General features: G+C 66.4%; 12 protein-coding genes. 5 read left to right on the forward strand and 7 right to left on the reverse strand.

Annotated features, from left to right (window positions below; translation table 11 throughout):
- Window positions 1-78: 78 nt before the first annotated feature.
- Both I6F21_RS36760 and murA read left to right on the forward strand, forming a co-directional pair.
- The gene (locus I6F21_RS36760) at window positions 79-546 is read left to right on the forward strand and encodes a hypothetical protein (RefSeq protein ID WP_225144812.1); all 468 of its coding nucleotides are present in this window, start codon (window positions 79-81) and stop codon (window positions 544-546) included.
- A gap of 129 nt (window positions 547-675) precedes the next feature.
- Window positions 676-1,968, forward strand: coding sequence for a UDP-N-acetylglucosamine 1-carboxyvinyltransferase (gene murA / locus I6F21_RS36765; protein ID WP_036024088.1), 1,293 nt, complete (start codon window positions 676-678; stop codon window positions 1,966-1,968).
- Window positions 1,969-2,355: 387 nt separating this feature from the next.
- Here the strand turns inward: murA and I6F21_RS36770 are convergent, their stop codons facing one another.
- From I6F21_RS36770 to I6F21_RS36785, 4 genes are read right to left on the reverse strand one after another with little or no spacing between them, the layout of a single operon-like run.
- Window positions 2,356-2,799: a periplasmic heavy metal sensor gene (locus tag I6F21_RS36770; protein ID WP_225184288.1), complete on the reverse strand. Its 444-nt coding sequence runs from the start codon at window positions 2,797-2,799 to the stop codon at window positions 2,356-2,358.
- Window positions 2,796-3,224, reverse strand: a complete 429-nt coding sequence (locus tag I6F21_RS36775; protein ID WP_225184289.1) for a hypothetical protein — start codon at window positions 3,222-3,224, stop codon at window positions 2,796-2,798. The genes I6F21_RS36770 and I6F21_RS36775 overlap by 4 nt, the downstream gene beginning before the upstream one ends.
- The gene (locus tag I6F21_RS36780; protein ID WP_346656851.1) at window positions 3,221-3,823 is read right to left on the reverse strand and encodes an RNA polymerase sigma factor; all 603 of its coding nucleotides are present in this window, start codon (window positions 3,821-3,823) and stop codon (window positions 3,221-3,223) included. The genes I6F21_RS36775 and I6F21_RS36780 overlap by 4 nt, the downstream gene beginning before the upstream one ends.
- A gap of 43 nt (window positions 3,824-3,866) precedes the next feature.
- Window positions 3,867-4,595 (reverse strand): outer membrane beta-barrel protein, encoded by a 729-nt coding sequence (locus tag I6F21_RS36785; RefSeq protein WP_225184291.1) that lies wholly within the window; start codon window positions 4,593-4,595, stop codon window positions 3,867-3,869.
- A gap of 159 nt (window positions 4,596-4,754) precedes the next feature.
- Between I6F21_RS36785 and I6F21_RS36790 the strand changes: the two genes are divergently transcribed.
- Entirely contained in the window at window positions 4,755-6,155 is a 1,401-nt protein-coding gene (locus I6F21_RS36790) for an MATE family efflux transporter (protein WP_225184292.1), read from the forward strand.
- Window positions 6,152-6,640, forward strand: a complete 489-nt coding sequence (locus I6F21_RS36795; RefSeq protein WP_225131875.1) for a DUF2867 domain-containing protein — start codon at window positions 6,152-6,154, stop codon at window positions 6,638-6,640. The genes I6F21_RS36790 and I6F21_RS36795 overlap by 4 nt, the downstream gene beginning before the upstream one ends.
- 35 nt (window positions 6,641-6,675) lie before the next feature.
- Here I6F21_RS36795 and I6F21_RS36800 read toward each other — a convergent pair whose 3' ends face one another.
- Window positions 6,676-7,170 carry a septal ring lytic transglycosylase RlpA family protein gene (locus I6F21_RS36800; RefSeq protein ID WP_192893029.1) on the reverse strand — a complete coding sequence of 165 codons (495 nt, stop codon included), beginning with the start codon at window positions 7,168-7,170 and terminating at the stop codon, window positions 6,676-6,678.
- A 311-nt stretch (window positions 7,171-7,481) separates the two neighbouring features.
- Window positions 7,482-8,597 (reverse strand): FUSC family protein, encoded by a 1,116-nt coding sequence (locus I6F21_RS36805; RefSeq protein ID WP_225144805.1) that lies wholly within the window; start codon window positions 8,595-8,597, stop codon window positions 7,482-7,484.
- A gap of 117 nt (window positions 8,598-8,714) precedes the next feature.
- Here I6F21_RS36805 and I6F21_RS36810 point away from each other — a divergent pair, with 117 nt between their 5' ends.
- Window positions 8,715-10,082: an MmgE/PrpD family protein gene (locus I6F21_RS36810; protein WP_225184293.1), complete on the forward strand. Its 1,368-nt coding sequence runs from the start codon at window positions 8,715-8,717 to the stop codon at window positions 10,080-10,082.
- 44 nt (window positions 10,083-10,126) lie between these two features.
- On the opposite strand, the gene I6F21_RS36815 is transcribed toward I6F21_RS36810, so the two are convergent.
- Entirely contained in the window at window positions 10,127-11,554 is a 1,428-nt protein-coding gene (locus I6F21_RS36815; RefSeq protein WP_225184294.1) for a serine hydrolase, read from the reverse strand.
- Between the last annotated feature and the right edge of the window lie 48 nt (window positions 11,555-11,602).

Below are 11,602 nucleotides of genomic sequence, written 5' to 3' on the forward strand. Positions count from 1 at the left end.
CCCCTGAACCTCCCCACCCGCCATCGCGACGAAACGGCATGACCCCGCAAGGCCAGTTCCGGCCGGGAAGCTCGCGCCATGACCGCCTCTGCAACGCCTAGTTCCGCTATGCCCTCACGCCGCCTCGGCATCATCGGCAGCATCGTCGGTGTGCTGGCGTTGATGGCGGCAGTGCTGCCGCATTGGGTCGTGCCGATCGTGTTTCCGCCGCCGCCGGCAGACAAGGTGATCGTCGACACCGGACATCGCATCAAGGACCGCATCGTCGCGAAGGTGAAGGGCGTGGAGTTCAAGGCTCCGGACCTCGAGAAATCGGCTGGACGAAGCTGGAGTGATATCGCATCGGTCACGGCGATCTCGCTCGGCCTGCTCGCCATCCTGCTGTCGGTGCTCTCGCTAATCTTTCGGGAGGAACGGCTCCTTGCCGCTGTCGCCGCCGCACTCGGCACCGGCGCCATCGCCATCGAAATCTCCTTCTTCCTGATGGGCGTCCTGATCCTGATCGCGTTCCTCTATGTGGTCGGGAGTATCATCGGGTTGTTCTGAGGGCGGGTCCTGCCACAAGTGACGGACGGACGTGTGCGGGTCCCAGCCGGCACAATTGCTCCCGCGCTCAAATCTCTGTAGTTTCCGCCCGAAACAGGCCCTCCCACTCAACAGGACAGCGAGAACCCCGTGGCGCCCATCCAATACATCGTCGAGGGCGGTCACCGGCTCTCGGGCTCGATCGAGCCGTCCGGCAATAAGAATTCGGCGCTACCGATCATCGCCGCCGCGCTGCTGACCGAGCATCCGGTCGTGCTGGAGAACGTGCCGCGGATCCGCGACACCGAGACGCTGGTCGAGCTGGTCCGCTCGGTCGGCGCGTCGGCCGAATGGTCCGCGCGCAACACGCTTCACATCCATGCCAAGAGCATCCGCGCCGCCGACCTCGACCCCGAGCTGTGCGTGCGCATTCGCGCCTCGATCCTGCTCGCCGGGCCGCTGCTCGCCCGCTGCGGCGAGGTGATGCTGCCGCCGCCGGGCGGCGACGTCATCGGCCGCCGGCGACTGGACACGCATGTGCTCGCGCTGGAGCAGCTCGGCGCCAAGGTCACCGCGACCGATCGGCTCGAATTCCGCGCGCCAAAGCTCGCGGGCGCGGACGTGTTCCTGGACGAGCCGAGCGTCACCGCCACCGAGAACGCGCTGGTCGCGGCGGTCGCCGCCGACGGCATCACCTATTTGCGCAACGCGGCCTCCGAGCCGCATGTGCAGGACCTCGCCAATTTCCTGGTCGCGCTCGGCGCCAGGATCGAAGGCATCGGCACCAACACCATGATCATCCATGGTCAAGCGACGCTCGGCGGGACGACGTACCGGATCCAGCCCGACCACATCGAGGTCGGCTCGCTGATCGGGCTTGCCGCCGTGACGCGCTCGCCCTTGCGCATCGCGCGCGCGGGGGTTGAGCATCTGCGCTCGATCCGCATGGGCTTCGAGCGGCTCGGCATCGTCTGCCGGATCGAGGGCGATGATCTTATCGTGCCCTCCAACCAGACATTGAAGATCCAGGACGATTTCGGCGGCCATGTGCCGAAGCTGGAGGACCAGCCCTGGCCGGCCTTCCCGGCCGACCTGATGTCGATCGCCATCGTCACGGCCACGCAATGCGAGGGCGTGATCCTGATGTTCGAGAAGATGTTCGAATCCAGGATGTTCTTCGTCGACAAGCTGATCGCGATGGGCGCGCGCATCGTGCTGTGCGACCCGCACCGCGCCATCATCGCCGGCCCCAGCCGCCTGCACGGCGCCACAATGACCTCGCCCGATATCCGCGCCGGCATGGCGATGCTGCTCGCGGCCGTCTGCGCCGAGGGCACCTCGACCATCAACAACGCCGACCAGATCGAGCGCGGCTATGAGCGCATCGAGGAGCGGCTGAACGCGCTTGGTGCGAAGATCAAGCGCGTACCGGAGCGGAGCTAACCTGTTCTATTTTGGCGGATTCGCGTCGAAGGCCTGTTTGCAGGCCGCGGACAAGCTCGCGTAATTGTCGCCGAGGCATTTGCGGATGCGGCCGCTCCCGGGCATGGTGCCGGCGCAGAACCGTGAATAGTCTGCCTTGCAGGCCTGCTTCGCCTCACTCCGCGCATCGCCTGCGGAGGCTTGCGAAAGAAACAACACGAGAAGTGCGATCAGACTCGCGGCCGCAAGACCCGCACGCACGTAGACGGCCGTCCGATGCGAGAACCTCACCACTGGTCCGCTTGCCGTCCTGTCAAATCGTTGCACCATATCATCTCCACCAATTCGCAGACATCGATGTAGGTGATACGTCTGGACGGGCCGAATCCCTCGTTCACTTTGCGAGGCTCAGCGAAAATAGCCGCCGACGAGTTGTCGGCGTCCTTTCGCTGAAATTCGTTCCAGCATCTCGACGAAGGTCGAGACGACGAGGTCGCCAATCTTCACGCGCTTGTCGCGGGCATCCTTCACGGCTGCTTCCAGCTCGGCCTTGTCGAGATTCGTCTGCGCCGCCGTTTTCATCGCCTTCATCAACGCGAGCCGGTACTCGGCCTGGAGCGGGGCCAGCTCCGCCTCCTTGCCGCGATAGATGCTCCACAGGACCTCCGCGTCTTCCGCCGGCAATCGCTCCGCGACGCGCTCGATCATGCGGAGCGGCACGCCCGCGCCGGCCCGGAAGCCGCCGGGCCGCAGCCATTGCACCGAGACATAGGTGAACAGGACGACGTTGACGCACAGCGACAGCAGCATGAGCGCCCGCCAGGGAGTGGACCATTCTCGCCAGAACTTCATTGCACCGATCCATAGCCGATTGCGTAGATGTCGAAGACGCCGCTCATGACGGACAGGGGATCCGACGGCGTATGGACATAGGGTATCGTTCCCGCCAGCCACACGCCCACGATCGCGGAGCAGGCGAGGCTTGCGGCGGGAACGAGCGCCGGCCAGCGCAGCAGGCGACGATACCATGCCGGCCGATGCTGCTGCGGCATGGCGGAGAGCCTCTGCAGGACAAGAAAGCTCGAACGGTCCGCCCGCGCCGTCTCGATCTCCGGGGCGACGGCAAGGAGCCGGTCGAAGCGCGACTGCTGGTCCAGGACCGCAGCGCCTTCCGCAGTCGCCGCAATCCGCCGCGCGGCCTCGCGCGTCGGCGCGGGCCAGCGCTCGACGTCACCTCCCCATGTCTCGGCCAATTGTCTGAACTGTTCGGGCGTCATACGTGGCTCCCCGTCTGCTGTATTTTCTGAACATTTGCCTTGAGCGCCGTGCGGGCGCGGCCCAGCAGCGATTCGAACGCCTTGGCGCTGACGTCCATCGCCTTGGCGGCCTCCTCGCCGCTCAATCCCTCCATGTGGAAGAGCGCGATCGCGCCGCGCTGCCGGTCCGACAGGCCGGCCATCGCGCGATTGAGAAGACTGAGCTCCTCATCCGCGATCAGCCGCTCGACGGCGTGCGGTCCCATGTCGGGTACGTCGCCGGCGTCTTCGAGCGGCAGGAACGTTCGCCGCCGCGTGCGATCGAAGGTCAGGTTGAGGACGATGCGGTAGAGCCAGGTCGTAAACTTCGCAACCTGCGGATCGAACGAGGCTGCGTGCGTCCAGACCCGCATGAACGCCTCCTGGCCGATATCGTCGGCCTCGGCCGGGTCGCGCACGATCCGCTCCGCGACCCGCAGCGCCCGAGGCAAATGGCGCCGCATGAGGACGCGAAACGCATGCTGCCGCTGCGCCGAAACCTCCGCCATCAAGGCCTCGTCCGATGGCTCTTCCATCACATCGATCTGTTGCTCTGGCCTGCGGACATCGTAGTCGAGAATTGCGAACCGATCCTACCAGGCGATAGCCGCCTCCAACCGAGCATCAAAAGCGCCAATAGACTCCGGCTCGCACCGTGTGCGTGTCGAGCCGGGACTCGCGCGCGCCGAAGGTCGTCGCGCCGACCGTCTGGGCGGCCAGCGTCTTCGAGCCGTAATTGTCATAGAGATATTCGAGCCGGACCGAGGCCTGCGGTGCGAAGCGGAATTCCCCGCCCGCTCCGATCGACCAGCCGATCCGTGTATCGCTCCAGCTCGCAACGGCCCCGATCCCATTGTCGAACGCCTTGCTCTCGACGCCCGCGACGGCAAGGCCACCGGCGGCGAACAGCAGCGTGCGGTCGAAAGCATAGCCGATCCGTCCACGGAGATGGCTGTTCCAATTGACCGCGGATTGAAGCTGCGTGACCGCGGGGGTAGGCGCAAAGCCGGTATCGATCGTCGTGCGCGCATCGACGAAGTTCACGTCGCCCTCGAGCCCGGCGACGATCCGGCCCCATTGCGCCGAGAAGCCCGCCGTTGCACCGACGATCGCGCCCTTCGGATCGACAAAGTGGAATTCACCCGTCGCGGGCAGCGAGATCTCGGAGCGGCCCGAAAGATAGCCGGCCTGAACGCCGAAATAGGGCCCCGCCCAGCTCAGCAGGGCTGCCGACGCCGCCTGCGCCGGCGGTGCTGCGGGCAGCCTCAGGTCGGCCGCTGCAGCGGCGCCGGCACCCAGGATGGCAGAACCGATGAACAGTGCGGCGAACGTCAGTCTAAATCTCGTTATCATACTCAATTCCCAATGTGAGACCGGCCCAGATTCGCCGCACATGACGAATACGGTGCAACCCGACCTTTCCTTCGCCTGAGCCCCCGCCTTTTTTCAGCGGCACCCGCCCTCACATTTCTTTGCCGTTACTTCGCCGATCGAGGCTGCTATGTCCCCGGCATGACCGAGCTTTTGGATACCAAACGGCGGTACCGGGCACGCCTGGACGCACGGCAGAACCATCTTGCCGAAGAATTCATCGAGACGCTGCGCCTCGCCGTGCCGCTGATGCTGACGCAGCTCGGCCAGATCGCGATGATCACGACCGATCTTGCGATGATCGGGCGGCTCGGCGAGGAGGCGGTGGCCGCGGCGGCGCTGGCCCATACGGTCTATTTCGTCAGCTTCACCTTCGGGCTCGGATTGACGTCCGCAGTGTCGCCGCTGGCGGCGCAGGCGTTCGGCGCCGGCGACGTCAGGCGCATTCGGCGCTCCTTGCGCGTCGGTCTGTGGGCCGCGCTGCTGATTTCGCTGCCGATGATGGCCTCGCCGCTCTATGGCGAGCAGATTTTGCTCGCGCTCGGTCAAACGCCGCACTCGGCCGCGCTGGCGCAGCACTATCTGAACGGCCTTGCCTGGGGCATCGCACCGGCGCTCGGATTCATCGCGCTGCGCAGCATGATGAGCGCGGTGAACCGGCCGCAGGCGCCGCTGTGGATCACGCTGGCGGCGATCCCGGTCAATGCCGCGCTGGTCTATGCCCTGATCCACGGCCTGTTCGGCCTGCCCGAGCTCGGCCTGTTCGGCGCGGGGCTTGCGACCACGCTGGTCAATCTCGGCACCTTCCTCGCCGCGCTCGCGATCGCCGGGCTACGCAAGCCGTTCGCGGACTATCATCCGCTCGCCCGCCTCTGGCGGATCGACTGGCCCTTGATGCGCCAGCTGATCTCGATCGGCGCGCCGATCTCGTTCTCCCTGCTGCTGGAATATGGCCTGTTCTCCTCGGCCGCCCTGCTGATGGGCTTGATCTCGACCACCGCGATTGCCGCGCACCAGATCGCGCTCCAGGTCACCGCCGTGCTGTTCATGGTGCCGCTCGGCATCGGCATGGCGGCGACCGTGCGGGTCGGTCATGCCTTCGGCCGCAAGGATCCGGCGGCGGTGAAGCGCGCAGGACTCGTCGCAGCCGTGCTCGGCCTCGCGCTGGTCTCCGCGCTGACGATCGCCATCGTGATCGGTCGCTATCAGCTCGGCCGGCTGTTCTTCGGCGCCGGCAGCGAAAGTGCGGCCACCGTCGAGCTGACGGCAACGCTGCTGCTGGTCGGGGCCAGCTTCTTCATCGCCGACGGCCTGCAGACCATCATGGGCGGCGCGCTGCGCGGCATCAACGACACCAAGATGGCCCTGCTGTTCGCCGCGATCGGCTATTGGGGCGTCTCTTTTCCCATCGGCTGGTTGCTGGCGTTCCACACAGGGCTGGGCGCGATCGGCGTCTGGATCGGATTCTCGATCGGCACGTTCGTCTATGCCGGGCTCCTGATCTTGCGCTTCCGGATGCTGACGCGCAAAATGGCGGGATGATCGGGACGGTCCGCGAAGTCGCGCCTGAAGTCGATGCCGATGCGCTGCTCGCCGGCGCGCAGTTCATCGACGCGTTTTGCGTGGACATCGGCGCCGCAGCGGTGAATGCCCGCGAAGCCTGCACCAGGATGGTGCTGCACGGGCCGCGCTGGATCGACGCACTGCTGCGCCTGCGCAACATTCTGGTGAGGCCGTTCGGGCTGAAGACATCGGGCGAAGGCGCCCCGGCGCCGGGCGGCATGATCGGCCTGTTTCCGGTGCTGAGCGAGACGCCGGAGCAGCTGGTCGCGGGCTTCGATGATTCGCACCTCGATTTCCGCATCGTAGTCGACGTTTCAGGCAATGCCGCGCGCCGCCATGTGACCTCGACCACGCTGGTGCGCACGCACAACCTGCTCGGCCGGACCTATCTTGCGCTGATCATGCCCTTCCACAAGCTCGTGGTCCGCAACATGATGGGACGCATCGTGGAGACGGCCCGATGAACTGTGCGGGCCGACATTGAACGAACACGCCCTGTTCAGCCCACCGGCCCTGCAGTCCAATTGTCGCCAGCGAGCGGACTGACTTTCACGTCAGGAATGACACCGAGGTCCATGCTCGGATCGAAATGGCGCATCGTTCGCTCATTGAGGTCGATGATGCGGCCAGGTCTTAGTGGTCCCACGTCGTTTATCTTGACGATGACCTTCTTGCCCACGGCCTCGACGAGAGCATATTTCGGCCTCGCGCCGAATCCGACCCCACCGAATTTCCGGCGCAGGCTCGTCTTGATGGCAGCCGTCCAGGCGGAGGGATCATAACGTTCGCCGGAAGCCGTCTGCGGACCGCCCTCCTCCTTGCCGGGCTTGAACGGATTATAGGTGGACGCCGCGCCAATAATCGCATCGCCGGAGGCGGCATCGACGACGGCACTTGAGTGATCCCCACGCGTTTCACTTCGAGCAACGGCAACAGAGAAGGCAAGCGTAACCAGGGCGCCGCAAACTGCGGCGCTCGAGCGGAAGAGCATCATGAGTCCTGTGATTTTTTAGATTGTCCGGTTCCAGAACCGCAAACGTGGTCAAGCGAACGCAACAGCGCTCATGAACTTGCCGAACGTTTTGCGGATTCGAGCCAACCCCTGGCTACGGACCGTTGTGAGAACCGGAGTGGTCTCACGTCGTGTTTAGCTTGCCGCCGATTAAAACAGAGAATGCGTCAGCAACATGACCCGATGGAACCTTGTGCGTGGAGCGGCTTAGAGCCGCAGACCGCCGATCACCGCCGCGCTTCGCACACGCACATTACTGTCGAAAGCCGACGTTGACGACGACGCGCCCGAACTCACTCCGCAACGCGTGCGGTTTTATCTGTCGAGGCCTCCGACCATTCGCCGACGACGCGGTCGAGGTCGCCGAGATTCTGGTGCATCTGCTCCAGGGAGAAGCCGAGCGCGAAGAAGCGCTCGGCTGTGTCACTCGCGTGGCCGCGGATCAGGCCATCCTGACGGACGGACGCGACCGCCTCGGCATAGTGCTGGAGCGCGACATGGACGGGATGGATCGGCGGCGCGCCGACGCCCTCGCGCAAGGCGCCAGCGGCCGAGCGGAGGAAGCGGGCGATCACGGTCGACACTTCCGACAGGGGCGCTGCCAGCCGCAATTGCACTTCCACCGGCAGCGGCACCACCGTGGCGCGGCCGATCATCACGACGTCATGGCGCAGCCGCAGGATCGTTCGCAGCAATGGGCCGGTGTCCGGACCGCTCGACAAGCGCGCCGCGCGCTCACGCTCGGCTTCGGAGCCGATCGCATTCAGATTGACCATCGCGGTGCCGATGCCGTCCTGGATCCGGTGCAGCGCGTCGTTGTCGCGGCCGCGCGTGAGGCCTGCCAGCAGCTCGGCGAGGGCATCGGCGATCAGCTCGAGCAGAACCGCCGCGCTGGCGCGGATCTGCCGCACCGCGCGCGAGGGCAGCACCAGGAAGGAGACCAGCAATCCCGTGACGGCGCCGACGCCGACCTCGCTGACCCGATCGATCGCCGAGGTCAGGGGATCGGCATGATGCAGGGTCGGAACCAGGAGCACGATCACGGCGGTGACAGTGGCGGCGCTGAGGCTCGGATTGATCGCGGCGATGAAGGCGAGCGGGGCGACGGAGAGGACCAGCAGGCCGAGCAGGCCCGCCTCGCTGGAATAGGGAATCAGGATGGCGATGGCGCCGCCATAGAGGGCTCCGCCGATGGTGCCGAGCATGTAGTCGCGCGTCGCCTTCAGCGAGCGGCCGACGCTCATCTGGGTCACGATCAGCGAGGTCAGCACCGCCCAGAGCGGCAGCAGCAGATGCAGCGCGGTCGCGATCGCATAGGCCGCTGTCGCGGCGACCGTGACCCGGATCGCCAGCCCCAATTGCGTCCGCCGCGCTCGAATCCGGTCGAACAGCTGCCTTGCGCGCGTCATGCGGAATATCCCGATCCTTTTCGCCTAAGCAAAAGCATGGCTGATCCCCGCCGACGCAAGGCCGCTTGAAAGGCCAAATCAGCCCGCCTAACTTGCGCGCCAAATCGAGGAAACACGATGGCTCACGAAACCGCAACGCTCGCCGCCTATGTCTTCAATCTCAAGTACCAGGATATTCCGGCGGAGGTGCTGGAGCGCGCCAAGGTCCTGACGCTGGACTTCCTCGGCAGCGCCATCAGGGCGCGACGCGAGGCGGAATCGACCCCGTCGATGCTGAAGATGCTGGAGGCGCTGGCGCTCGACACCAAGGGCGAGTCCACCGTGTTCGGTGATGCCAAGACCTGGACGCCGGCGGTCGCGGCGCTGCTCAACGGCGCGCTCGGCCACTCCCTCGATTTCGACGACACCCATGCCGATTCCTCGCTGCATCCGAGCGCACCGGTGGTGCCGGCCGCCTTCGCTGTCGGCGAGATGGTCGGCGCCTCCGGGCGCGACGTGCTCACGGCGATCGTTGCTGGCTACGAGGTCTGCTGCCGCCTCGGCAATGCGCTCGATCCGACCTCGCATTACGCGCGCGGCTTCCACCCGACGGCGACGGCCGGCACCTATGGCGCGGCCGCGGCGGCGGGCAAGCTGTTCGGCCTGAGCGAGAAGCAGCTGATTGCCGCGTTTGGCGTGTCCGGCAGCCAGGCCGCGGGCTCGCTGCAATTTCTGGTCAACGGCGCCTGGAACAAGCGCTACCAGGTCGGCGCCGCCGCGATGAACGGGGTGATCGCCGCGACGCTCGCGCGCAACGATTTCGTCGGTGCGACGGAATCGGTCGAGGGCAAGCACGGCCTGCTCGCCGGCTACACCGACGATGCGCATCCCGACAAGGCAGTCGCCGAGCTCGGCAAGACCTACGAAACGATGAAGATTGGCGTGAAGCCCTATCCGAGCTGCCGCTACACCCATGCCGCGATCGACGCGCTGATCGCGATGCGGCGCGAGCACAATCTGACGCCGGAGCAGGTCAAGCGCGTCGAGATCGGCCTGCACCGCAACGGCATCACGCTGACCGGCGACGCCGCGACCAAGCGGCACCCGCGCTCGGTCGTCGGCGGCCAGTTCTCGATGTTCTTCACCGGCGCGCTCGCACTCGACCAGGGTTCATTCGGCTGGGACGATTACAACCGGCTCGGCGATGCCGCCATCGACGCGCTCGCCGACAAGTTCGACGTGGTGCAGGACGATCGCCTCGAGATCGGCCGCACCCATCCCTTCGGCGCGCGCGTCAGCATCACGACAGATGATGGCGTGCACGAGCGGCTCTATGCCGATCCGTCCGGAGAGCCGACCTCGTTCCCGGACACGCAGGCGATGCAGCAGAAGTTCTTGACGCTGGCCCGCCCCGTGCTGAACGCGCGCGCGGAGAAGCTTGCGGATGCGATCATGACGCTGGAGCGGTTCGACCGCGTGGCGCAGGCGACGGAATTGGGGAGGTAAGTTCACCGCGGCGCTCCGCTTCCCCCCTGGAGGGTAAGAAGACCTCAATCCCCTCCCGCCAGCCTCCCCTTCTCGCGCGTTGCCGCCACCACATCGCGCACGAGGTCGAACACACCATCGACGTGCGGCGATGCGTTCGGGGAACGTCCGAGCCGCACGATCACCAGCTGCTCCGACGGGATCACGATGGTGTACTGCCCGATCGTGCCCTTGGCGAAGAAGGCATCGCGCGGCCAGCCGTGCTTCACGCGAAAGTTTGCGCCAAAGCTGTCGCCCTGGTTGGTCCAGAAGCCGGCGCCGATGCCGACCCACGCATTCGGCGTGGCCGTCGCCGAATAGGTGACCCAGCCTTCCGTCAGGATGCGCTTGCCGCCGGCGACACCGTCATTGAGATAGAGCTGGCCGAAGCGCGCCCAGTCGCGGGCGGAGGCGAGCATCTCGCTCGACCCTTCGATCGTGCCGGCCCCGTCGAGCTGAAGCACCACATTGCGCATGCCGAGCGGGGCGAACAATTCGCGGCGCGCAAAGCGCAGCGCGTCTTGCGGTTTGCCGCCGGCCGCATCGCGGATCAGATGCGAGAGAATGAGCGTGTTGCCGTCGTGATAATTCCACACGGTGCCGGGCGCGGTTGCGAGCGGCATGCTCTCGGCATAGGCGGCCATGTCCTTCTCGGCGAATTTCATCCGGTTGACCGGCTCGAAGGCGGAGCCGAGCGAGGCCTGCAGCGAGCTGCCAAGCGCAAGGCCCGCGGTATGGCGCAGCAGCTGATCGACATTGATGGCATGGCGCGGATCGTCGGGATCCTTCCAGGCGGCGACCGGTGCGGGGCCGTCGAGCTTCAGCTTGCCCTGGCGCACCAGCACGCCGATCAGCGCCGAGACCACCGACTTGGTCATGGAGAAGCCGAGCAGCGGCGTCTCGGGGCCGATGCCGTCGGCGTAGCGTTCGGCGACGACGCGGCCGGCCTTCATCACGACGATGGCGCGGGTGCGGCGGTAAGGCGGCTGAGCGGGCTCGGCGAAGGCGCGGTCGAGCGCGGCGCCGAGCTCGGGGCTCTGCGGCGGCACGATCGCGGGGCCGGCGATCGCGGGAAGCAACGCGGGCCGCTTGTCGTCAGGCAGCGGCTCGACGGAGGCAATGCCAGCGCCGTGCTCGAGCGTGCAGCCGAGGCCCTCGCGATAGATGGCGTGGCTGCGGCCGAGGCCGAACAGCGTCACCGTGACATCCTTGCGGACGCGGTCGATTCTGTACTCCATCGCCCAGCTGATCAGGCCCGCTCCGGGCATGGCGTCGGTGGTCTCGGCGAAGTTGCGCCCGGGATCGAGGCCGGACACGAACGTCTCGGCGCACAGGATGTCGGCGACGAAGCCGGTCGCGACCTTCGGCACGTCGTGGGCTCGAGCCGCGCCGAGCGCGAGGCCGGCTGCGGCGATGGCGGAGGCGAAAAGGAGAATCTTGCGGCGGCGGGTCACGGGCGTTCTCCGGCTGAGGCGTATGCCGGGGAGGAAGCGGGATGCGGG

Origin of the sequence: Bradyrhizobium sp. NBAIM03 (assembly GCF_020194055.1) — a bacterium.
Lineage (GTDB): Bacteria > Pseudomonadota > Alphaproteobacteria > Rhizobiales > Xanthobacteraceae > Bradyrhizobium > Bradyrhizobium yuanmingense.

What these genes read in the sequence shown, in the direction of transcription:
- I6F21_RS36770 (WP_225184288.1), bottom strand. Translation starts at nt 2,799, where the DNA reads ATGAAGTTCTGGCGAGAATGGTCCACTCCCTGGCGGGCGCTCATGCTG.
- I6F21_RS36775 (WP_225184289.1), bottom strand. Translation starts at nt 3,224, where the DNA reads ATGACGCCCGAACAGTTCAGACAATTGGCCGAGACATGGGGAGGTGAC.
- I6F21_RS36790 (WP_225184292.1), top strand. Translation starts at nt 4,755, where the DNA reads ATGACCGAGCTTTTGGATACCAAACGGCGGTACCGGGCACGCCTGGAC.
- I6F21_RS36805 (WP_225144805.1), bottom strand. Translation starts at nt 8,597, where the DNA reads ATGACGCGCGCAAGGCAGCTGTTCGACCGGATTCGAGCGCGGCGGACG.
- I6F21_RS36760 (WP_225144812.1), top strand. Translation starts at nt 79, where the DNA reads ATGACCGCCTCTGCAACGCCTAGTTCCGCTATGCCCTCACGCCGCCTC.
- I6F21_RS36810 (WP_225184293.1), top strand. Translation starts at nt 8,715, where the DNA reads ATGGCTCACGAAACCGCAACGCTCGCCGCCTATGTCTTCAATCTCAAG.
- I6F21_RS36795 (WP_225131875.1), top strand. Translation starts at nt 6,152, where the DNA reads ATGATCGGGACGGTCCGCGAAGTCGCGCCTGAAGTCGATGCCGATGCG.
- I6F21_RS36800 (WP_192893029.1), bottom strand. Translation starts at nt 7,170, where the DNA reads ATGATGCTCTTCCGCTCGAGCGCCGCAGTTTGCGGCGCCCTGGTTACG.
- I6F21_RS36785 (WP_225184291.1), bottom strand. Translation starts at nt 4,595, where the DNA reads ATGATAACGAGATTTAGACTGACGTTCGCCGCACTGTTCATCGGTTCT.